At 62.8% G+C, this 20396-nt stretch carries 19 protein-coding genes and 1 riboswitch; of the genes, 7 read left to right on the forward strand and 12 right to left on the reverse strand.

What is annotated here, in order from left to right:
* The first annotated feature begins 10 nt into the window (after positions 1 to 10).
* Together PQQ51_RS08200 and PQQ51_RS08205 are read left to right on the forward strand one after the other, a co-directional pair.
* Positions 11 to 688 (forward strand): amino acid ABC transporter permease, encoded by a 678-nt coding sequence (locus PQQ51_RS08200; RefSeq protein ID WP_408496263.1) that lies wholly within the window; start codon positions 11 to 13, stop codon positions 686 to 688.
* Entirely contained in the window at positions 688 to 1455 is a 768-nt protein-coding gene (locus PQQ51_RS08205) for an amino acid ABC transporter ATP-binding protein (RefSeq protein ID WP_408496264.1), read from the forward strand. Before PQQ51_RS08200 ends, PQQ51_RS08205 begins: the two co-directional genes overlap by 1 nt.
* Before the next feature lie 182 nt (positions 1456 to 1637).
* Here PQQ51_RS08205 and leuA read toward each other — a convergent pair whose 3' ends face one another.
* Together leuA and PQQ51_RS08215 are read right to left on the reverse strand one after the other, a co-directional pair.
* Positions 1638 to 3356 (reverse strand): 2-isopropylmalate synthase, encoded by a 1719-nt coding sequence (leuA, locus tag PQQ51_RS08210; RefSeq protein WP_408496265.1) that lies wholly within the window; start codon positions 3354 to 3356, stop codon positions 1638 to 1640.
* Positions 3357 to 3635: 279 nt separating this feature from the next.
* Positions 3636 to 4505, reverse strand: coding sequence for a class I SAM-dependent methyltransferase (locus tag PQQ51_RS08215; RefSeq protein WP_408496266.1), 870 nt, complete (start codon positions 4503 to 4505; stop codon positions 3636 to 3638).
* Positions 4506 to 4721: 216 nt separating this feature from the next.
* Here PQQ51_RS08215 and PQQ51_RS08220 point away from each other — a divergent pair, with 216 nt between their 5' ends.
* Positions 4722 to 5051 carry a hypothetical protein gene (locus PQQ51_RS08220; protein ID WP_408496267.1) on the forward strand — a complete coding sequence of 110 codons (330 nt, stop codon included), beginning with the start codon at positions 4722 to 4724 and terminating at the stop codon, positions 5049 to 5051.
* A gap of 107 nt (positions 5052 to 5158) precedes the next feature.
* Here the strand turns inward: PQQ51_RS08220 and PQQ51_RS08225 are convergent, their stop codons facing one another.
* Positions 5159 to 5764, reverse strand: a complete 606-nt coding sequence (locus tag PQQ51_RS08225; protein ID WP_408496268.1) for a cadmium resistance transporter — start codon at positions 5762 to 5764, stop codon at positions 5159 to 5161.
* 206 nt (positions 5765 to 5970) lie between these two features.
* Here PQQ51_RS08225 and PQQ51_RS08230 point away from each other — a divergent pair, with 206 nt between their 5' ends.
* Positions 5971 to 6546: a hypothetical protein gene (locus PQQ51_RS08230; protein WP_408496269.1), complete on the forward strand. Its 576-nt coding sequence runs from the start codon at positions 5971 to 5973 to the stop codon at positions 6544 to 6546.
* Between the two features lie 135 nt (positions 6547 to 6681).
* On the opposite strand, the gene PQQ51_RS08235 is transcribed toward PQQ51_RS08230, so the two are convergent.
* Positions 6682 to 8571, reverse strand: a complete 1890-nt coding sequence (locus PQQ51_RS08235; protein ID WP_408496270.1) for a glycosyl transferase family 1 — start codon at positions 8569 to 8571, stop codon at positions 6682 to 6684.
* Between the two features lie 228 nt (positions 8572 to 8799).
* Complete coding sequence (locus PQQ51_RS08240) at positions 8800 to 9819, reverse strand: DUF3443 domain-containing protein (protein WP_408496271.1); 1020 nt, start codon at positions 9817 to 9819, stop codon at positions 8800 to 8802.
* Here PQQ51_RS08240 and PQQ51_RS08245 point away from each other — a divergent pair.
* A complete protein-coding gene (locus tag PQQ51_RS08245) occupies positions 9818 to 10069 on the forward strand; it encodes a hypothetical protein (RefSeq protein WP_408496272.1) in 252 nt (83 codons plus the stop codon). The genes PQQ51_RS08240 and PQQ51_RS08245 overlap by 2 nt on opposite strands.
* Before the next feature lie 76 nt (positions 10070 to 10145).
* On the opposite strand, the gene PQQ51_RS08250 is transcribed toward PQQ51_RS08245, so the two are convergent.
* Positions 10146 to 10628 carry a DUF2844 domain-containing protein gene (locus tag PQQ51_RS08250; protein ID WP_408496273.1) on the reverse strand — a complete coding sequence of 161 codons (483 nt, stop codon included), beginning with the start codon at positions 10626 to 10628 and terminating at the stop codon, positions 10146 to 10148.
* A gap of 357 nt (positions 10629 to 10985) precedes the next feature.
* Between PQQ51_RS08250 and PQQ51_RS08255 the strand changes: the two genes are divergently transcribed.
* Together PQQ51_RS08255 and PQQ51_RS08260 are read left to right on the forward strand one after the other, a co-directional pair.
* The gene (locus PQQ51_RS08255) at positions 10986 to 12221 is read left to right on the forward strand and encodes an outer membrane protein assembly factor BamC (RefSeq protein ID WP_408496274.1); all 1236 of its coding nucleotides are present in this window, start codon (positions 10986 to 10988) and stop codon (positions 12219 to 12221) included.
* A gap of 213 nt (positions 12222 to 12434) precedes the next feature.
* Positions 12435 to 12590, forward strand: coding sequence for a hypothetical protein (locus PQQ51_RS08260; RefSeq protein ID WP_408496275.1), 156 nt, complete (start codon positions 12435 to 12437; stop codon positions 12588 to 12590).
* A 470-nt stretch (positions 12591 to 13060) separates the two neighbouring features.
* On the opposite strand, the gene PQQ51_RS08265 is transcribed toward PQQ51_RS08260, so the two are convergent.
* The 6 genes from PQQ51_RS08265 to PQQ51_RS08290 all read right to left on the reverse strand — a co-directional run bounded on the left by PQQ51_RS08265 (position 13061) and on the right by PQQ51_RS08290 (position 20282).
* Complete coding sequence (locus PQQ51_RS08265; protein ID WP_408496276.1) at positions 13061 to 13987, reverse strand: DMT family transporter; 927 nt, start codon at positions 13985 to 13987, stop codon at positions 13061 to 13063.
* 412 nt (positions 13988 to 14399) lie between these two features.
* On the reverse strand, positions 14400 to 16001 hold the full coding sequence (locus PQQ51_RS08270) for an L-lactate permease (RefSeq protein ID WP_408496347.1): 1602 nt from the start codon (positions 15999 to 16001) through the stop codon (positions 14400 to 14402).
* 361 nt (positions 16002 to 16362) lie between these two features.
* Positions 16363 to 16875 (reverse strand): hypothetical protein, encoded by a 513-nt coding sequence (locus PQQ51_RS08275; protein WP_408496277.1) that lies wholly within the window; start codon positions 16873 to 16875, stop codon positions 16363 to 16365.
* Between the two features lie 175 nt (positions 16876 to 17050).
* On the reverse strand, positions 17051 to 17263 hold the full coding sequence (locus PQQ51_RS08280) for a YMGG-like glycine zipper-containing protein (RefSeq protein ID WP_408496278.1): 213 nt from the start codon (positions 17261 to 17263) through the stop codon (positions 17051 to 17053).
* A gap of 282 nt (positions 17264 to 17545) precedes the next feature.
* Positions 17546 to 19477, reverse strand: a complete 1932-nt coding sequence (gene thiC / locus PQQ51_RS08285) for a phosphomethylpyrimidine synthase ThiC (RefSeq protein ID WP_408496279.1) — start codon at positions 19475 to 19477, stop codon at positions 17546 to 17548.
* A 95-nt stretch (positions 19478 to 19572) separates the two neighbouring features.
* Positions 19573 to 19691: riboswitch (TPP riboswitch) on the reverse strand.
* Between the two features lie 180 nt (positions 19692 to 19871).
* The gene (locus PQQ51_RS08290) at positions 19872 to 20282 is read right to left on the reverse strand and encodes a GreA/GreB family elongation factor (protein WP_408496280.1); all 411 of its coding nucleotides are present in this window, start codon (positions 20280 to 20282) and stop codon (positions 19872 to 19874) included.
* Between the last annotated feature and the right edge of the window lie 114 nt (positions 20283 to 20396).

Consider the following 20396-nt stretch of genomic DNA (forward strand, 5'->3'; position numbering starts at 1 on the left):
AGTCTGAATCATGCCGGCATGGTTGCACTTGATGGCGCAGTCGTTGTGGCCCCTGCTGTATGCGGGGCTTGTTTTTACTGTGCCGCTTACGCTGGCGTCGTTCGCGATCGGCATTGCGTTGGCGTTCGTTGTCGCGCTGGTCCGTTTGTTCGGACCGAAGTGGGCGATAGCGATCGTACGTTTTTACGTGTGGCTGTTTCGCGGATCGCCGTTGCTGGTGCAACTATTCGTGATCTTCTATGGCTTGCCGAATGTCGGCATCGTGCTCGATCCGTTGACTGCGGCGATCATCGGCTTTTCGCTGAACGTCGGTGCGTACAACTCCGAGGTGATTCGTGGCGTGATCGAATCGATTCCGAAGGGGCAGTGGGAGGCCGCGTATTCGATGGGAATGACGCGCGAGCAGGCGCTGCGTCGCGCGATTCTGCCGCAGGCGGCGCGAGTCGCGTTGCCGCCGCTGTCGAACTCGTTCATTGCGCTGGTGAAGGACACATCGCTCGCGGCGGTGCTGACCGTGCCTGAGGTGTTTCAGGCGGCGCAACGGATTGCGTCGGTGACCTACGAACCGTTGATTCTGTACACGGAAGCGGCGCTGGTGTACCTGGTGTTCAGTTCGGTGTTGTCGTCGGCGCAGGTGAGACTCGAGCGCAAGTTTGGGCGGCATGCACTTTTCCAGGCAGGCAACTGATGATTCGACTGGAAAAAATCGACAAGTACTTCGGCGAGAACCGGGTGTTGAGCTCGGTCGATTTGCAGCTCGCGACCGGCAACGTCACTGCACTGATCGGCCCATCGGGGAGCGGCAAAAGTACATTGCTGCGCTGCGTAAATCTGCTGGAGATTCCGGAGTCGGGTTCTCTTGAACTGGGTGATCAACGCCTGGAATTCAGCCGTGAGCGTAAGCCATTGCGCGAGACGGTGCTGACGATACGCCGCCGCACGGGCATGGTATTCCAGAACTTCCAGTTGTTTCCACATTTGACGGTACGACAGAACGTAATGGAAGGATTGTTAACAGTACAGAAGTGGAACAAGGAAAGAGCGGCAGCGCGTGCAGACGAACTACTGGAGAAAGTAGGCATTGCTCAAAAGGCGGACGCCTGGCCATCGACACTATCTGGCGGGCAACAACAGCGAGTAGCGATTGCACGAGCGTTGGCCCCGTCTCCTGAAGTCCTGCTGTGCGACGAACCGACATCGGCACTCGACCCTGGCTTGGCCGCCGAGGTAGTGGACGTCCTGAAGCAATTGGCGAATGAAGGCATGACGATGCTGATGGCGACCCACGATTTGCGGCTAGCGGCAACGATCGCCCGAGACGTAGTCTTTTTGAAGAATGGGGTAATTGTAGAGTCGGGCCCTTCGAAAGACGTCTTCATGACACCACGCGAAGCGGAGACGGCGCAATTCGTCTCGACGCTTACGCACAGCCTGCCAGAAAGCTGGACAAACTAAAAAAGAGAACAGCGAGAAATACAAATGGCCCTGCAAGTCGCAGACTTGCAGGGCCATTTGCATTAAAGCGAGAAAGGCCAAAGAAAACAACCAGAACCACGCGGTGTCCCGAGCAAACCGCTCGGCGCGCAAAGCGCCGCCGGAACCGATATAAACCGCAAAGAACTAAAAACCCATAAACCTCAAACAGCCACCCGCTCGGCGTGGCCATTCAGAGCGACATCAAAGAACCGCCCCTGCGCAGCAGTACCCGCTCGTGCGTAAGCGCGATTCACCCCACTGATCACGGCTCGAATAGAAGCAGTCACAAGATTGGCATCAACCCCAACCCCAAAAGCGCTCCCCGCGACATCCGCACCCGCCATCTCAGCAACAGCAATAGCCTTGGCATCGGCCCCTTGCGTCAAAGCACGCTCTTCATAGTGCTGAATGCGCACCGGAACCCCCATAGCATGCATCAACGCATCGAGCGGCCCATTCCCTTCACCGTTCAGCACACGCCGCTCGCCGCCAATCTCAACGGTCAACTTGATCCGCGCGCCATCGCCCTGTTCGGAAAGACTATGTCCCACATACCGCACAGGCGCATGACTCTCCACATATTCCTGTTGAAACAATTCCCAGATCTGAGTCGGTGTAACTTCCTGCCCACTCTCATCGGTAAACCGCTGCACAGCCGAAGAGAAGTCAACTTGCAAACGGCGCGGCAACACAACCCCGTAACTCTGCTCGAGCAAATAAGCAATCCCACCCTTCCCAGACTGGCTATTAACGCGAATCACAGAGTCATAAGTCCGCCCAAGATCGCTAGGATCGATCGGCATATAGGGCACTTCCCACATCGCATCCGGCTTCTGCACGGCGAAGCCCTTCTTGATCGCATCCTGATGCGACCCGGAGAACGCGGTGAACACCAGATCGCCGACATACGGATGACGCGGATGCACCGGCAACTGCGTGCATTCCTCCGCAGTGCGAGCGACTTCGTTGATATTCGAGAAGTCCAATTCCGGATCGACACCTTGCGTATAAAGATTCAAAGCAAGCGTCACGAGATCGACATTCCCGGTGCGCTCGCCATTGCCGAACAGGCAACCTTCGATACGATCCGCACCGGCCATCACAGCCAGTTCCGCAGCCGCGACCGCGGTACCGCGATCGTTATGCGGATGCACGGACAAGACCAACGCATCGCGTCGCGCGAGATGGCGGTGCATCCATTCGATCTGATCGGCGTAGACATTCGGCGTCGCCATTTCGACGGTTGCCGGCAAGTTGACGATCGCCTTGTGATTGGGCGTCGGTTGCCAGATATCGAACACTGCGTCGCATACTTCCTTCGCGAATTCGATCTCGGTGCCGCTGAAAACTTCAGGGCTGTACTGCAACGTGAAGTGCGTGTCCGGCGCGGCATCGGCGAGACGCTTCATCGTGCGCGCGGCGTTCTGTGCGAGTTCCTTCACGCCGTTCTTGTCCAGACCGAACACGATGCGGCGGAATTCCGGCGCGGTCGCGTTGTACAAGTGGACGATCGCGCGCGGCACGCCGCGCAACGATTCGAACGTGCGCTCGATCAGATCGTCGCGGGCCTGGGTGAGGACTTCAATGGTGACGTCGTCGGGGATATGACCGCCTTCGATCAGCTCACGCACGAAATTGAAGTCGGTCTGCGATGCGGATGGAAACGCGACTTCGATTTCCTTGAAACCGATTTGCACCAGCGTCTTGAACATGCGCATCTTGCGTTGCGCGTTCATCGGCTCGAACAGCGCCTGATTGCCGTCGCGCAAGTCGGTGCTCATCCAGATCGGCGCGCGCGTGATGGTGCGCGAAGGCCACTGGCGGTCCGGCAACTGGACGGGATTGAACGATCGGTATTTGGAAGCGGGGTTCTTCAACATTTTCATCATCCTTGGATTCGACAAGTTTGGGAGTCGACCGGACGACGAAAACGCAAAAGCTGGGCCGCCGGTCGGAAACCGGGGCTGGGTCAGTTACTGGGGAATTCAGCGGTGCTTCGTGTAATTCAGACAGAAGCGCGCAACAGCAGACCTAGCCCGGTAGAGCGGGCTAGTAGTAGCGATAGGGTGGTCTGGGCGCGGTACATAGGGCGCAATAGGACCATATTATTGGGACGGCGTCAAGCGCCGTCCGCGTCCACTGGCTTCAATTGTCTGACATCAATGGGCTGGTTTCACGAAGCGCAAGGTCATGCGGTCGGATTCGCCGATCGCCGCATAGCGCGCCCGGTCGAGGTCGCCGCCCTCGTACGTGGGCGGCAGCGACCACACGCCGTGCGGGTAATTTTTCGTGTCGCGCGGATTGGCGTTCACTTCGCTTTCGCCGGCCAGTTCGAAGCCCGCGGCGCGCGCGTGTTCGATCACATAAGCCTCGGTGACGTAGCCGCTATCGATGATTTGTTGCAGCGACGTGCCCGGCGCCGCGCGGTGCTCTTCCACGCCGAGTATGCCGCCCGGCTTGAGCGCGGCGTAGAACGCGCGCAGGTTCGCGTCGATCTGGCCGTCCTTGATCCAGTTGTGGATGTTGCGGAACGTCAGAACCCGGTCGACGCTGCCGTCGGCCGGAAAGCCGCTGAACCGGCCGTCCCGCAGCGTGCCGATCGTCACATTGCCGTAGACGGCGGGCGCCGCCGCCAGCCGGTGCGCGAACGACGCGCGCCCGGACTGCTCTTCCGCCGCCAATCCCGCATTCGGGCTGTCGTACTGCGCTTCGAACAGCTTGCCGTGGTCACGCAGGTAAGGCGCGAGGATGTCGGTGTACCAGCCGCCACCCGGCGCGATCTCCAGCACGCTCTGCGACGGCGCGATGTCGAAGAACGTGAGCGTTTCCTTCGGATGACGGTAGTCGTCGCGCGCGCGGGCCTTGTCGGCGCGCTGCGGTCCGGAAATTGCGGCGTCGAGTGCGGCGGAATCGGCGCGGGCGGAAGCCGTCGACGCCGGCGGGACAGCGCATGCCACGAGGAGCGCCGCGCTGAGTGCCGCGAGCGAATAACGCAGCGCGCGGGACTTGGGAGTGGGGTGTGCGTTCATGGCGCCTATTATCGGGCGCGATCCACGCGTAAAGAAAGCCGCAATCCGCATAACGATATATCGACAGGGCCGTTTGCCGAGGGATGGCGGATATCGTCGAATCCGAAGCGCGCGGCATCGCGTATTACGGGTGTGATCCGCGTTTGCCGCGCGCCGGGCCGTCTTTGCGGTATCCGCGGACATGAGCGCCTTTCAATCACTTTGCTGGAGGCAGGTATGAAACGAACATCGAGGATGTCGACGGTAGTGCGGGCAGTGCTGTACGCGGGGGCTTGCGGGCTGGCCGCGCACGCGGGCGCGCAGGGCCTGAGCGTGCAGGACGACGTCAACGCACCGCAGAACAGCACGCGTCTGATGCCAAACGCGGCGCTCGGCAGCGAATATCCGACGCACGGCAATCAGCAGGCGGGCGAGATGAATCTGAATCCGACCGATCCGCGCGCACAACTGGTCAACGGTTTGCCGAATCACACGAATTCGGGCGGCTACGGCTCGCCGCTCGCCGGAGTGCGTACTTACGTGCAGCCGCAAATGCCGTCGAACTAGACGCGCCTTTGGACGGCGGTCGTGCTGTATCGCGCGCGAGGTGCGGCGCATCCTGCACGGACCGTGTGGTTTTGCTTCATTTGCGTCATTTGCTTCATTTGCGTCATTCAGGTGCCGAACACGATCCGCAGCGTGTCGTTCTGTGCGATCACCGACACGCCGATCACGAGCAGAATCAGCGGCAATAACGCGGTGCCGTAGCGCCGGATCGGCGCGCCCAGCAACGGATGCTCGACGAGCCACACGGCACCCGCGCACCAGACGCCGATCATCGCGATGAAGATCAACGAGATCAACACGCCTTCGCCATGCGAATGGCTCGCGTACAGCGGCACATAGACGGCGATATTGTCCGAGCCATTGGCGACGGCCACGCACGCCACCGTCCACCAGGACGAACTGCCGATGCTCCTCGCGTCCGGCACCGGGTCGTTGTCGTGTGCATGGCCGGGCCGGAAACGCGTCCATGCTTTGCCGAGGCCCACGCCGATCGGCAGCACGCCGAGCAATCCGACATAGCCGGCGGGCAGGCGCGTCAGCAACGCGGCGAGTACGAGCGCGGCCACGATCAGCGCCAGTGAGCCGGCGTACTGCCCGGCAATCACGCTGCGCCGCTGGCTGCCCGCCTCCGCGAGGAACGCGAGCAGCACGAAAAGATTGTCGATATTGGTGGCCGCGTAAGCCGCGATCGCGAGCAGGGCAACGGTGAACATGCGGAAAGACGAGGCCTCGATGCAAAGTGAAAAACCGAACCGTCGCCGATCAAGCCGCGCGAGGCCGAGGAAGCGGCGCGTCTGAACCGGCGCGGCCGCCCGACACGATGCCGGTGCGGGCCGCCGCGGTCAAGCCGCAGTCTGTTTCACGCGATGGCCGTAGACCGTAAGCTACAATTGCCGACGGCTTGAAAAACGGAATATCAATGAAGATTCGGATTCTCTCCATCGCCTGCGTCGCGACTGCTGCCACGCTGCTGGCAGCCTGCACGGCTGTCTATAAAAACGCGGATGCATGCGAGCAGTTGATGCGAAGCAAACTCGCGGACAAGTCATCGGATACGTTGAAGATCGATCACACGGGCGTTGGGATCGACGGCTCGCGGGTGGTTGTGGAAGGGGCGATCGAGCATACGCAGACGGCCGCGGAGTTGGCGGCGAGCGATGCGGCGGCGGCTTCTGCTTCGGCGGCGGCGGCTTCGGCGGCGCAAGTGGCGAGTGTGGCTGGTGCGGCTGGTGCTGCTTCGGGTGTGAGTTCGGCTTCCGGGGTTTCGGCGGCTTCCGCTGCATTCGGCGCTTCCGCCGCTTCCGCTGCTTCAACCAGCCTCGCGGCATCAAGCGCCGCAGAATCCGCGCGCAAGCCGGCCAAGCCGAAGAAGTTCGTCACGGCCGCAGCCGCGGAGTGTACCTATCACGGCTCGGTATTGGACGTATTCAACTGGTTGGCCCCGGCGAAGTTTGCGGCTCCGCCTGACGAACCTTCCAGTGAAGCTGCCGAATAACGCTGAATGCACGCCACGCGCGAGCGAAGGTCTTGCGGGAAACTGACCCGTCGCGCACCTCGCCCGCGCGAAACTAATCGCCGCTCACCTCGGACGCCAGCAAATTGCCCGCTGGAACCTGACCCAATACCCACCTCAGGCCGTCACCATCGCGTGGCGGCTTTTGTTTTCGCGCACCAGTTTGCGCACGCTTTCGCCGAACGCCTGCGGTCGGCCTTCGAAACAGCGCTCGACCGCCTTCGTATCGATCAACTGCCGATGCAGCGCCGTGCGCTCGTCATGCTGGTCGATCATGCGCACGGCCGCTTCGATGTACGCGTCGGCACTCTCCGCGACGACCCACGACGGCATGCCCACGCGCGCGAACAGCGCGCCGTCGATCTGCTCGAACACTTCCGGTCCGCGTTTGCAGATGCCCGGCAGCCCGAGCGTGAGGGCGTCGACGATGCCATTGGTATTGCCGAACGGAAACGGGCTAAGGAACAGATCGGCCTGATTGATCCGATCCAGATAGGCCGAGTACTCGTGAAAGTCATGCACGATCGCGCGCGGCACCGCCTGCTCGACGACTTCGCGCACACGCTCGAACGGCAAACCGCCCGGCATGCCGCTCATGAAATGAAACTCGACCGGTGTCGCGGCGCGCGCGCCGATTTCGCGGCACGCGTCGAGAAAGCGGGGATTGAGCTTCATTGCGCTGGCGGTGATGATCACCTGCAGCGTGTCGCGCGGCGCCGGCCTGCGCGCGACGATGTCAGGCAGCGCGATCGACGCCCGGTAGGGCTGGCCGTCTTTCGGCAGCTTCAGCAGACGTTCGCTGAAACAGGCCGGGTCGCCGACGTAATCCTCCTCGACGCTGATGTAGTCGATCTTGTCCGAATGCGTGGTGGCGGGGTGGCCGAGCGCCGCGATCTGCAGTGGCGCGACCCGCAGGTTGGACATGAAAACGGTCAGCACGAACATGCCGACGCTCGGCATGTACAGCACGTCGGGCCGCTCGGCAGCGGCGAAATCACGGATCGTTTTCAGGCACTGGCCGATGTATTCCGGCTCTTCCAGTTCGATGAAACGGTCGAAGATATGGCGCCCTGCGTCGTCGAGTGCGTAGCCGAAGCCGAAGCCCACCACTTCGAAATGTTCGCGCGCCGCTTCGAGTGTGCGCGAGTGCGTGCGATAGATCGAATGCGCGCCGCTGAACCATTCCAGCACGACGATCATCAACGGCTTCTTGCCGCGCCGCGCGCCTTTCTTCGCGGCGGCCTTCGACTGAACGGGCGGATGAGCCAGATTGGGCAGATCGGTCAGCCCCAATTGATCCAGCTTGCGCCGCACCAGCACGTTGATGTCCCGCTTGATCGCATGCCGCCGCGGCGTGTCCGCATAGCTGCAGAACATATACGCGTTGTGCAGCACGGCCGATGGCAAGTCGTCGAGGTCGTCGATCTGTTGCAGTTTGCCGGGCAGCCATTCAAGCAGCGCCTCGCGCTTGCCGTGGGCGTTCGCCGAGCCTTTGAACGCGGGCGCCAGCAGCACGAGCGCGAGACAGGCGGCGATGGTTTTGTCGTACGCCCAGAGCGCGGAAAAGTCGAGTTCCAGTTCGGACTCGCTCGAGTAGAGTGCGCAGAGCTTTTCGATGAAGACATCGCCGGGCAGAAACTGCATGTCCGCTGCGCCGCGCGGATTCAGATAACGGGCGACGTGATCCGCATGGCCGAGCGGCGTGGCGGAGAACAGCACGCCGATCCACTCGTGCAGCGTGAGAAGCAGCCGGAAGCACTCGGGCGGCGGCTGATAAGCCGGATCGGCGAATAGCGTCGAGACGGCGGCGGTCATGCGCGCGCAGAAACGCTCACGCTGTTCCCGCGGGGCGAGATGCTCGATGTCCGAGGCGCTGAAGTTCTCGTTCAGTTCGCCGCGCGTGTGTTGCAGCAGCGCCAACGCGGCGATGAGCTGGATCGACGCGCGGACATGGTCTTGCGTATAGACGAGCTGCTCGAACTCGTCGAGCGAAAAAGTGTGTGACATGGATTCGATTCTTGTTGGCCGGGCTAACCAGGTAGGGCTAAGTGACTGCAATGAGTGACTGCAATGAGCGGCAGGAATAAACGGCAGGAATAAGCCGAATTCGGGCGCGCTCCACAGTCCAGAATCGAATTTTCGCAGCCAGCCTGTACCAAATTGCGGCGTCGCGCGCATTCCGGAATTTTCCGTCCGGAGAATCCGCTGCATCTGTAGGTTTGATCGCGATAGGAATCAGAACGCGTAGTACGGACCAGGTCCCGCCGAGGTCACCCGCGACGCGATCGCCGTGAACACACGTCGGCCGAAAAAGAACGGCAGGCCCCAGCCGAAGCTGCTGCCGGCCACGCCGGCCAGGTTGTCGAACGCATTGTTCGACGACGCGAACAGCGTCCGCGAATTGCCGATCGAAAACGACACCGGGTTCGTCGCGCCGTCGGTGCCGACGATCGCGGCGCTCGCGCTTTGTGTCGCGGCCGGGCAGTACCAGTAACCGCATTGCGGCAACTGGCTATTGCTGAAGAACAGCCCGTTCGAGCCGCTGTCGATATAGCTTTGCGAATAGGTCTGGCCGCCGCTCGCGGTGGCCACGTAGCCGGTCTGCGAATTCGCCCTGACGACGGCCGCGCCATCGAGCGTGTTGTTCGCCTGGGTGCCGATGCCGAAAATCATCGACCCGGCGACCGTGGGGGCGCCCGTGTCGGGGATCGCGGGCAGGTCGATCACCACGCCGTTGTTGTCGAGCGCAAAGCGGCTGACGGGATTGGTGACCTGCTGGGCGAGCGCCTGCGTGCTCGCGGTGCACGCGCCGCTCGCGTCGCAGGTGTAGTACCAGCGCGGCAGCGCGGCATTGACACAGCCGCTGCCGCAGTCGGCGGCGAACAGGCCGACGCCGAGAATGCCGTTGGCGCGCAGGCTCGCGACGCTCAGCATTGCCGGACCGGACGCGGCGCAATCGGTGGGGACGGCGGGCAGCGCGGGATCGGCAATCAGCTGGATCGGAATCGACGCGGCCAGTTGACCGGCCATCCGCACATCCGCGCTGCGCACGGCGCCCCATGCAAAGCCGCCGCCGAACACCGCGCACTCGCCGGTGACGCCGGCGCCCGACGCGACCGCCGCGAGCGGCAGGCTCGCCGGCCATGCGGAGGCAAGAATCCGTAAGCCGTGCGAGCCGGTGTCGACCTGAATGTTGTCGATGGTCGCGCAGTTCGCGGTGCCGGGCTGGCAGACGGTGACGCTGGTGGTGAGCATGTTGCGCGTCAGGCCCGGCGCGGTGCTGACCTCAATCGGCTGGACGTTCGGTACGGTCGACTGCGGCACGGAGGTGGATGTGCTGGAAACGTTTGTGCTGCTGGGCGCGGTTGCCGTGCCCGAGCCGCTTGCCGGGGTCGCGGAACCGGCTGTCGAGCCTGCACCTGAAGAGCTTGCCGGCGCGTTGCTGCCGCCTCCGCCGCCGCAGCCGGTGAGCGCCGCGCAGGCGAGCAGCAGCGCGGAAAGATAAGGGAAGGTTTTCATGGTGGGCTGCCGGATCGGTCGTCGGGATGGTTTGTGCGTGCTGAATAGTCCGCTGGCGCGGCCTAGCGCAAATCGTCGACGGTGACGCCGGCGGGCAGTGCCGCCGGCAGCCACGCGCGGCCCACGTAGCCGCGCATCGGTCCGCCGGATTCGACGATCACGTCCGGGCGCAGCACCCGTGAAGCGTGCAGATTGCCGTCGGCGGCCGACGCGGCGCCCGCGCGGTACGAGTCCGCATAGCGTCCGAGCAGCGCGTGCAGATCGGGCATCGTCGGACCTCGCCACGCGTAGGCGACGATCTGGCCGGTGCTCGTCGCGTATTCGTTGACGGTGGTCTGGCCCGCGTCGGTCAGCGTGCGCATGCGCAGTGCGCCGTTCAGCAGCACGCGGGGCGCATCGGCGGCCGGGCCGGTCTGGACCGGCATGGTGCCGCCCAGTTCGGCGCGGGCGTCGCTGCTGGCGATGAGTCCGGCAGCGAACGTGACAGTGAGCGCGCCGACCAGCAACGCGGACGCAATGGCAGGTGAAAAACAGGAATTCGGCATGGTGGCTGGCTCGCGTTCGAGGCGGTCGGTTTTTATTGATATGGCGAATTCAAGATAACACTCAGGGTTCCTGATCGTTGCCAGGCGCGGAATTCGGTGATTCGGCCAATCTCAAAAAGGGATGCCGACCGGATGGAAAGTGTCTTTTAAAACAACCTTCTGACAGCGCGGTGGGGGAGATCTGACAGGGCGTTGGGAAGTGTCGCCAATGGTTAAATCAGCGGCCTCGGCGGAGCGCATTCGGGCTGCTCAATTCGAAGGCAAACCCGGGTTTTTGCACATGTCTCGCCGGGATCGGTAAAATGTTGGGTTGATCCACGGAAACTTGCCGTGGCGTAGCGGAAGGATTCCCCGAACATGACTGATCTTCGTCTTACCAAGCGGTTTGCAGTAATGCTGATGGCGGGCGGGCTGGTCGCCGGCTGCGGCACGTCGTCGCCGTCCAAAATCGACTACAAGAGCGACTCGAAGTCCAAGCAGGTGTCACTCGCCGTCCCGCCGAACATGATCGATGAGACGGCCGATCAGCGTTCGTTGCCTCCGCAAGGCGGCGAAACCTCGTTGTCCACGTTGCAGCAGGTTCAGGCGCAAGCGCCCGCGGCCAATACGCTCGTGGTGGTGCCGCCGGTCAACGGCATGCACATCCAGCGCGACGGCACGGAAAGCTGGCTGGTGATCGACAACAAGGCGCCCCAGCAGGCATGGGCGCAGATCCGCCGGTTCTGGCAGGAACAGGGCTTCCTGCTGGTGGTCGACCAGCGCGACAAGGGCGTGATGGAAACGGACTGGAACGAAACCCACGCGCAGATCAACGACGGCCTGATCCGCGACACGCTGTCGAAAGCAATGGGCAACAGCTACGTGAGCTCGGAGCGCAACAAGTTCCGTACGCGTCTGGAAGCGGCGCCGAACGGCGGCACTTACGTGTTCATCAGCCAGAAGGGGATGCGCGAGGCGGTCACCGGCACGAACAACGAGTCGACCAGGTGGGAACCCAAGCCGAACGACCCGGGTCTCGAACAGGAATACCTGAAGCGGCTCCAGGTAGCGCTCGCGCTGGCGGATTCGCGTACGAAACAGGGCGATACGCAGAACGCCGAGTTGTCGCCGGCAGGCGCGCAAACGGCGCCGAACGCGGCTACCGCGGGCGCGAAATCGGCGGCTGCGGCTACGGCGGCGCAAAACGTCGCGTTGTCGGCGCAGCAACCGTCCATGCCGGATCAGGACGCGAACAACACGGCCGCGCAGTTCTCGTCGACCGAACTCACGCTCGGCGAGCCGTATGACCGTGCATGGCTGCGCGTGGGCCTCGCGCTCGACCGCAGCAACTTCACCGTCGACGATCGCGATCTGAACCGTGGGCTGTACTTCGTGCGTTACGTCGATCCGAAGGATCTGACGTCGGCGGAACAGGGCTTCTGGAGCCAGGTGTTCCACGGCAAGAAGGAAAAGGTCGCCAAGCAGTATCTGGTGAATGTGCGCGCGGTTACCCCGAATCAGACCCGTGTCGCGGTGGTCGACGACAAGGGGGCGATCGATCAGAGCCCGCAGGCCAGGCAGATCATGAGTCTGATGGTCGACCAGTTGCACTGAGCGAAATCGCAGCAGAGTAGGAATGCTGTCTGAAAACCCGCCCGGCACCGCGCCGGGCGGGTTTTTTTATGGGTGTCGTGAGAGGAAACAGACGACGGTGGGCCTGCGGCCTCGCGCACGCGTTTTGCTTCGATGTGGAATACCGGTGCTGAACCGGACAACTGCGCGGATAACTACGCAGACAACCACGCGAAAACCAAACGGGAGTAGGCCATGTTCGACGTAATCCCTTACTGGATGTGGGCGGCGAGCTTGCTCGTCCTGGCACTGGTGTGCGGCGCGGCTCTGGCGCCGCGCGAACCGCGGCGGCCGACCGGTCTGCGAGTCCGGCATACGGTTTCGCAACGCGGCAAGTGGCGTGCTCCCTGAGCGTCGACGCGTTTTGAACGCATCGATCAAAGCTGATTCCAGACCTCGCGGCCGCCCGGCGCGGCCGCATGTAACGTGACGTTACCCCGGTGACGTAACCCCCAGAAGCCTCGCCCCACACTCCGTCGGCACACCGCGTTTGCAAAAAATTCCAATAACAATCAAGGCTTTGCAAACTATTTCTAGGCGATCGACACAACTGGCACACAAGCTGCTTTTAAAGACTCATGGGGACGGATTCGTAACATCCGGCGTGAGTTGGCGGTGAGTTTCAATCACGTGTTTCCCACGACTATCCGGCATCGGCCCATGAACCGGTGCCTAGCCCGATGACGGCCTGCGCGTGTGCGCGGCCTCGGTGGCCCCGTCGCCTATCCTCGTAGGGCGACGGTTTCGCCCGCACTCCGTTGGAGTGCGGGCTATTTTTTGTGCGCTCGGAATTGAGCGACGGTGTTCGGCAAACCAGATTTTCAGGTGTCGGCGCGGCGCGGTCCGACCCACGGCAAGCGTTTGATCACGCCGGTGGCGAGCGCGGTGCCGACGAGAATCACGCCGCAGCCTTCCAGCATGCCCGCCGACACGCTTTCGCCGAGAAACAGTGCGCCCCACAGAATGCCGAAAATCGGAATCACGAAAGTCACGGTGATCGTGCGCGCCGGCCCGATCGCGGCGATCAGATGGAAGAACAGCATATAAGCGATCCCGGTACAGGCGACGCCGAGCCCGATCACCGCGCCCCACGCGTGCGCCGAGATCGGCGTGGCGGGCCAGTAGAGGATGGCAAGCGGCAGCAGCACGATCGTCGCGCCGGTCATCGTGCCGGTTGCGACGGTGAGCGCGTCGACGCCGGTCAGATGCCGTTTCGTATAGGTCGCGGCGATCCCGTACAGCAGCGTCGCGCCGAGCGCCGCGCCAGCCGCGAGCGCGGTGGACAGCGGCGTGGCGGCCGAACCGTGCGGCGCGGCGATCTGATCCCAGACCAGCATCAACACGCCGAGAAAGCCGACCACGAGGCCGAGCGATCGCAACGCGGTCAGCCGGTCGCGCAGCCACAGAAAGGCGACCAGTCCGCCCCATAGCGGCGTGGTCGCGTTGATTACGGACGTGACGCCCGCTGTCAGCGTCAACTCGGCATACGCGAACAGGCAGAACGGCGCTGCTGAATTCAGAATGCCGACTACCAGCAGCGGCAATGCATGCTTGCGCAGAATCGTCGCGGACTGCTGGAGCGGTCGTCGCGTCAGCAGCACGACGATCAGGAACGCGGCGCCGATGCCGACGCGCAGCGCCATCAGCGGCGCGACGCCGAAGTCGGCCACGCCGACGCGAATGAACAGGAACGACGCGCCCCATAGGGCGGCGAGAATCAGCAATTGCAGCAGGTTTTTGGTGTTCATCGTGGTGGCTTCCGCGCGGTGGGTCGATACATTCGCGCATCGTAGCAGCGCGATTGCGCGAAACGTTTCAGGCCGGAATGAAACAGCAAGATGCGGGAAATGACAGGCGTCTGTAGCCGTGATCGTAAGCGTCGGCGACGCGGACGCAAAACGAGCAATTCTCACGCTAAATGTGAGAAAAATTGCGATGACTACGAGCGAAGGCAACGCTGTGGAGCAGCCTGTGCGGTGGCACACAGGTCGAATGGTGAATTATTTTGCGGCAGCGCACCACCTGTGCACCGCCTGTGCACCACCTGTGCGACAGCCTCGCAAATGCCGGCGAGCAGCAGCGCGCGTGCGCCCGAATGAGAACGGGCGCGCCCGCAATGGCACGCCCGAAGCAGGCCGCACTACCCAACCGCAATGTCGATCAATGCGGTGGAATCATCCCTTGCAGGAAGTTCTGCTGCGCCCACACCAGCAAGCCGAGGATCACCGTCAACAGGATCGAGTGCTTGAAGGTTTTCGCGAACACGACGCCTTCCTTGCCCTTCAGTTCGGTAGTCGCCACGCCGGTCGAGATGTTTTGCGGCGAGATCATCTTGCCCATCACGCCGCCCGACGAGTTGGTCGCCGCCATCAGGATCGGGTTCAGGTTCAACTGATTGGCCGCCACCACCTGCAGGTTGCCGAACAGCGCATTGCCCGACGTATCGCTGCCCGACAGGAACACCGCGACCCAGCCGAGGAACGCCGAGACGAGCGGAAAGAACGGTCCGACCGACGCGACGCCGAGCCCCAGCGTGTACGTCAACCCGGAGTAGTTCATCAGATACGCGAGCCCGACGATGGTCGCTACCGTCAGAATCGCGATACGCGTTTGCACCCACGTGTCGGCGATGGCCGCGCCGAACTCGCGCGCGCTCAGCTTCACCAGCAGCGCCGTGATGATCGCGGCGACGAGGATCGCGGTGCCGGTCGCGAGCGGCTGGAAGTCCCAGATCGCGGCATAAGGCGTTTTGTACAACGTGATGAAGACGGCCTTGTCGAGTCCCGGCCACGGAATCTTGACGTCGCCGATCAGGAAGATCTTCGCGACGGTCCACACGATCACCACCACCGAGACGATGATCCACGGATACCAGCCCTGGGCGCCGCCGATCTTGCCACGCACTTCGGCGAGCCGGTCGATGTTGATCGCGAACTTCGGATCGGCCGCGGGCTTCCAGACCCGCAGGAACGCGATGGTCACGATCAGCGACACCATCGACGACAACACGTCGGTCAGGCTGTAGTTGATGTAGTTCGACGCGACGAACTGCGTGAGCGCGAAGCTCGCGCCCGACACCAGCAGCACCGGCCACACGCGCAGCATGTTGCGAAAGCCCGCATACACGCCGATCACGTAGAACGGCAGCAGGAACGCGAAGAACGGCAACTGCCGCCCGACCATTTTCGCGAGCGAGTCCGCAGGCAGGTGCGTGACCGCGCCGAGCACCGTGATCGGCACGCCGAGCGCGCCGAACGCGACCGGCGCTGTGTTGAAGATCAGTGTGAAGGTGAGCGCTTCGAGCGTCGGGAAGCCGAGCAGGATCAGCAGCGAACTGGTGATCGCGACCGGCGTGCCGAAGCCGGAAATCCCTTCGAGCAGCGCGCCGAACGAAAAACCGATCACGACCAGCACAACGCGCCGGTCGTTGGGCAGGTTGTCGATCATCCACATGCGAAACGCCGCGAAGCGGCCCGAGCGCTGCGAAATGTTGTAGAGCAGGATCGCGGTGAAGACGATCCACATCACCGGCCAGCACGCGAATACGGCACCCGCGAACACCGAGTTGACCGCCAGCCCGAGCGGAAAATGCCAGACGAGGATCGCCACGATCAGCCCGACGATCAGCCCCGCGAGCGAGGCCTGCCAGGCCGGCCGACGGGCCCAGCCCAGCAGCAGCAACACGACGACGATCGGTAGCACGGCGACGAGGAATGACAGCAAGAGCGAATTGCCGACTGGAGTGAGCAGTTGATGGAACATCACGTCTCCTTCGTTGTTGTTCGAACTCGACGCGGGACTACGCACTGCGGGCGCGTCGCTCATACGGGACAGCGGAGCGGCGGCGCATGAAAGATGCCCCGGTCGCCTATTTTTTTAAGCAGGTACTGTGTGTGGCTTTCCCAAGCATAGAACCCGGGTACGGCGCGTCAAGAAGGGAAAATACGGGCGAGGAGCATGACGGAGGCGACGGCGTGTGCCGCTTGCGTCAGCGAGACGCATTGCACGCGTCGCGCTTGAGAAGAGGGACGGTGCAACTGGCTGTGAGTGGAAGAAGAGACGGGAGGCCGGCCGTCGCGAATAATGAACGGCCGGATACATCAACGGAAACGCGAGCCGGATGTCAATGATAGTGACCGTGGCCGCCCCATCCACCACGACCGCCCCAATAGCCGCCGAACCCGAAGCCGATCGACACCGACGGCCCATACCAGCCCGGATAACCGTAATAGGCCGGATACGGCGGTGGATAGTAAGCGGGATAGGCCGGCGCCACATACACCGGCGCAGGAACGGCGGCGACTGCATAGGTAGGCGGATTCTGCTGCGCGTTCTGTGCCTGTTGGGCTTGTTGCGCCGCCTGCTGCTGCGCCTGCTGTGACTGCTGCAATGACGGATCGGGCGCACCGACCTGCACGTCCTGCTGCGTCGCGCCGGCGGGCACCGTCGCGTAGTACGGGGAATAGCCGCTCGGGTAATACGCGCCCGGATAGTAACCGTATGGGTAATAGCAGCCGGACAAACTCAGCATGCCGAGCGCGCCGACGAGCGCGAGGCCGGTTCGCGAGAGACGAGGAAAACCGCGCGGCGGCCGTGGGCCGATCGCGCTGACCGTGTTGTTGACGCGGGACTTCATGACGCGCTCCTGTTGTGATCGCACGCCGCCATCGTGGGCGTAATAGATCGAGCTTACCCTCACGCCGCGCCAGCAGGATTGCAAAACGGTAACGGCTTATTTCACCTCATTGCAAAGCCCCTCGCGCGGCAGACGCACGTCACCGCAGCACGTCGCCGCGACAGCACGCCTCACACTATTTACCGACCTGATTGCCGATGATGCCGCCCGCCGCAGCGCCGCCAAGGGTGGACAGCGCATTGCCGCCGATCGCCGCGCCCGCGGCGCCGCCGACGCCCGCGCCGATTGCGGTATCGCGTTGCCGCGTGGTCATGCCGTCGCACGCAGAGAGACTCGCGACCACAGCGACGATCGCCGCGAGCGTGCCGATTTGTCGAATCGATTTCATGATGCTCACTCCAGTAAGGGTGGGTAGTCCGGAGACTGTCGTTCGGAATGAACGGACTGCGCCGTCCTTGCATTCGATGGTATCGCCGCAACCCGTATCAGGATGTATGCGCTTGTCAGCAGATCGTCGGCTTCGTAATCAAATGTTTCCTTCGATGAGCACGCGGCGTGCCCGTCCACGCGGAAACGAAAAAGCCCACCAGTGGCGGGCTTGGCTGCTTTGCGCCGGACAACCCGGCATGGGGCGTGGCGTGCGCGAACTAGCCGCGCACGCATGCGACCCTTACTGTCGCTGGTAAATCTCGGCGCCTTTCTTCATGAACTCGATCGACTTCACTTCCATGCCTTTCTTCAGCGCTTCGTCGTCGGTCACGCCTTGTTGCGCGGCGAACTCGCGCACGTCCTGGGTGATCTTCATCGAGCAGAAGTGCGGACCGCACATCGAACAGAAATGCGCGACCTTGGCTGAATCCTTCGGCAGCGTTTCGTCGTGGAATTCGCGTGCCTTGTCCGGGTCGAGACCGAGATTGAACTGGTCTTCCCAGCGGAATTCGAAGCGCGCCTTCGACAACGCGTTGTCACGCACCTGCGCGCCCGGATGACCCTTCGCCAGATCGGCCGCGTGCGCGGCGAGCTTGTACGTGATGATGCCGGTCTTCACGTCGTCCTTGTTCGGCAGCCCGAGGTGTTCCTTCGGCGTCACATAGCAGAGCATCGCGGTGCCGAACCAGCCGATCATCGCCGCGCCGATGCCCGACGTGATGTGGTCGTAGCCGGGCGCGATATCCGTGGTCAGCGGCCCGAGCGTGTAGAACGGCGCTTCGTCGCACCATTCCAGTTGCAGGTCCATGTTCTCCTTGATCAACTGCATCGGCACGTGGCCCGGGCCTTCGATCATCGTTTGCACGTCGTGCTTCCACGCGATCTGCGTGAGCTCGCCGAGCGTTTTCAGTTCGCCCAGTTGCGCTTCGTCGTTCGCATCGTAGATCGAACCGGGACGCAGGCCGTCGCCGAGCGAGAAGGCCACGTCATACGCCTTCATGATTTCGCAGATGTCTTCGAAATGCTCGTACAGGAAGCTTTCCTTGTGGTGAGCGAGGCACCACTTCGCCATGATCGAGCCGCCGCGCGACACGATGCCGGTCATCCGCTTCGCTGTGAGCGGCACGTATTGCAGGCGCACGCCCGCGTGGATCGTGAAGTAGTCGACGCCTTGCTCGGCCTGTTCGATCAGCGTGTCGCGGAAGATTTCCCACGTCAGGTCTTCGGCCTTGCCGTTGACCTTTTCGAGCGCCTGATAGATCGGCACCGTGCCGATCGGCACCGGCGAATTGCGGATGATCCACTCGCGCGTTTCGTGGATGTGCTTGCCGGTGGACAGATCCATCACCGTGTCGCCGCCCCAGCGGATCGCCCACGTCATCTTGTCGACTTCTTCGCCGATCGAGGACGTCACCGCCGAGTTGCCGATGTTCGCGTTCACCTTCACGAGGAAGTTGCGGCCGATGATCATCGGTTCGCTTTCCGGGTGATTGATGTTGTTCGGGATGATCGCGCGGCCGCGCGCGACTTCCTCGCGCACGAATTCCGGCGTGATCGCCGTCAGCCCGTTCGGGCCGAATGCGCTGGCGCCGAACGCCTGGCCCGGATGCTGGCGGCCCATCATCGCGGCGAGCTTTTCGCCGTTCGGGCCGCTCGTCTTCAGGCTCTCCAGATATTCGGCGCGGCGCTGGTTCTCGCGGATCGCGATGTATTCCATTTCCGGCGTGATGATGCCTTGACGCGCGTAGTGCATCTGCGACACGTTCTTGCCGGCGATCGCGCGGCGCGGCGTGCGGTGCAGGCCTTTGAAGCGCAGGTCGGCGGTCGCGTTATCGGCGGCGCGTTCGCGGCTGAAGTCGCTCGACAGGCCGGTCAGCGCTTCGGTGTCGCCGCGCTCTTCGATCCATGCCTGACGCAGCGCGGGCAGACCGGCGCGAATGTCGATCTTCGCATCCGGATCGGAGTAGGGGCCCGACGTATCGTAGACATACACCGGCGGATTTTTTTCGCCGCCGAAGCTGTCCGGCGTGTCGGCCTGCGAGATTTCGCGCATCGGTACGCGGATGTCGGGGCGCGAGCCGCTCACGTAGACCTTGCGTGAATTCGGCAGCGGCGCGACCGCGGCTTCGTCGACGTGAGCGTCGGCGGAAAGGAATTTCGGATTGGCGTTCATGCGTTCATCTCCTATGCCAGGCAATGTGGGGTGGCTAAGCAGGAGACGAAACGGAAGTTGTCGGAAATCGCGAGAGATGAGGCTGTGGAGCTGGGGTGCGAAATCCGTACGCTTCCCTGCGCTGGCATTATCCAGATCAGGTTCAAAGGGTATTTCTCACCCACGCAACACGGACCTCCAACCTCCGTGCTACGCAGGACCCCCGCGTTAGCAGCGCACACGATACACCGGGCGGCCGCCGCTTGGCAACCTGCCGATAAAACGTCGAAGCGGGAAATCGCGCCGGTCAGCCATGCACGATCGCTGTCGAGAAAGGGCTGCCGGGGATGGTGCGGCGCAACAGTTTCGGGTTGCGCGCGAGACTGGATTGACAGCTGGGGGTTACAACGCGGGGTTACAGCGTGAAGTCGTCGGCGGCTTCCGGCTGAAACAGAATCTTTTCCAGCTTCAACACTTTCTCGGTGCCGCTCGGCGGCGTGAAGCGGATGCGTTCGCCGCGCTTCGCGCCGAGCAGCGCGAGGCCGACCGGCGAGAACACATTCAGACGACCGTGCGCGAAGTCCGCATTCGGCGGATAGACCACGGTCCACGTCATCTGCTCACCGCTCGCTTCGTCGATGAGCGTGGCTTGCGAATTCATCGTGACGATATTGGCGGGAATCTCACGCGATTCGACTATCACGGCGCGCTCCAGCACGTCGTCGAGCATGTCCTGCAGTTTCGCGTCGGCGCCGGGCGCGGCCGCATGTTTCTCGAGACGGGCAACGTCGAGTTCAGTGAGGTAACACGGTTTCGTCTTTTTCATGACGGCTTCTCCAGTGGATCTGCATATAAGGGCAACGCGCGCGAACGAGATCGGCCCGGAGCCCGACGACGTGGCTCCGGTGATACAGGAGGCAACGTTCAGATCGGGCGCCGG

The sequence above is a fragment of the Paraburkholderia xenovorans genome (assembly GCF_046030735.1).
GTDB lineage: Bacteria > Pseudomonadota > Gammaproteobacteria > Burkholderiales > Burkholderiaceae > Paraburkholderia > Paraburkholderia xenovorans_A.

Coding starts and splice junctions, on each gene's coding strand:
- PQQ51_RS08200 (WP_408496263.1), top strand. CDS start 11: ATGCCGGCATGGTTGCACTTGATGGCGCAGTCGTTGTGGCCCCTGCTG.
- PQQ51_RS08205 (WP_408496264.1), top strand. CDS start 688: ATGATTCGACTGGAAAAAATCGACAAGTACTTCGGCGAGAACCGGGTG.
- leuA (WP_408496265.1), bottom strand. CDS start 3,356: ATGTTGAAGAACCCCGCTTCCAAATACCGATCGTTCAATCCCGTCCAG.
- PQQ51_RS08215 (WP_408496266.1), bottom strand. CDS start 4,505: ATGAACGCACACCCCACTCCCAAGTCCCGCGCGCTGCGTTATTCGCTC.
- PQQ51_RS08220 (WP_408496267.1), top strand. CDS start 4,722: ATGAAACGAACATCGAGGATGTCGACGGTAGTGCGGGCAGTGCTGTAC.
- PQQ51_RS08225 (WP_408496268.1), bottom strand. CDS start 5,764: ATGTTCACCGTTGCCCTGCTCGCGATCGCGGCTTACGCGGCCACCAAT.
- PQQ51_RS08230 (WP_408496269.1), top strand. CDS start 5,971: ATGAAGATTCGGATTCTCTCCATCGCCTGCGTCGCGACTGCTGCCACG.
- PQQ51_RS08235 (WP_408496270.1), bottom strand. CDS start 8,571: ATGTCACACACTTTTTCGCTCGACGAGTTCGAGCAGCTCGTCTATACG.
- PQQ51_RS08245 (WP_408496272.1), top strand. CDS start 9,818: ATGTTGCGCGTCAGGCCCGGCGCGGTGCTGACCTCAATCGGCTGGACG.
- PQQ51_RS08240 (WP_408496271.1), bottom strand. CDS start 9,819: ATGCTCACCACCAGCGTCACCGTCTGCCAGCCCGGCACCGCGAACTGC.
- PQQ51_RS08250 (WP_408496273.1), bottom strand. CDS start 10,628: ATGCCGAATTCCTGTTTTTCACCTGCCATTGCGTCCGCGTTGCTGGTC.
- PQQ51_RS08255 (WP_408496274.1), top strand. CDS start 10,986: ATGACTGATCTTCGTCTTACCAAGCGGTTTGCAGTAATGCTGATGGCG.
- PQQ51_RS08260 (WP_408496275.1), top strand. CDS start 12,435: ATGTTCGACGTAATCCCTTACTGGATGTGGGCGGCGAGCTTGCTCGTC.
- PQQ51_RS08265 (WP_408496276.1), bottom strand. CDS start 13,987: ATGAACACCAAAAACCTGCTGCAATTGCTGATTCTCGCCGCCCTATGG.
- PQQ51_RS08270 (WP_408496347.1), bottom strand. CDS start 16,001: ATGTTCCATCAACTGCTCACTCCAGTCGGCAATTCGCTCTTGCTGTCA.
- PQQ51_RS08275 (WP_408496277.1), bottom strand. CDS start 16,875: ATGAAGTCCCGCGTCAACAACACGGTCAGCGCGATCGGCCCACGGCCG.
- PQQ51_RS08280 (WP_408496278.1), bottom strand. CDS start 17,263: ATGAAATCGATTCGACAAATCGGCACGCTCGCGGCGATCGTCGCTGTG.
- thiC (WP_408496279.1), bottom strand. CDS start 19,477: ATGAACGCCAATCCGAAATTCCTTTCCGCCGACGCTCACGTCGACGAA.
- PQQ51_RS08290 (WP_408496280.1), bottom strand. CDS start 20,282: ATGAAAAAGACGAAACCGTGTTACCTCACTGAACTCGACGTTGCCCGT.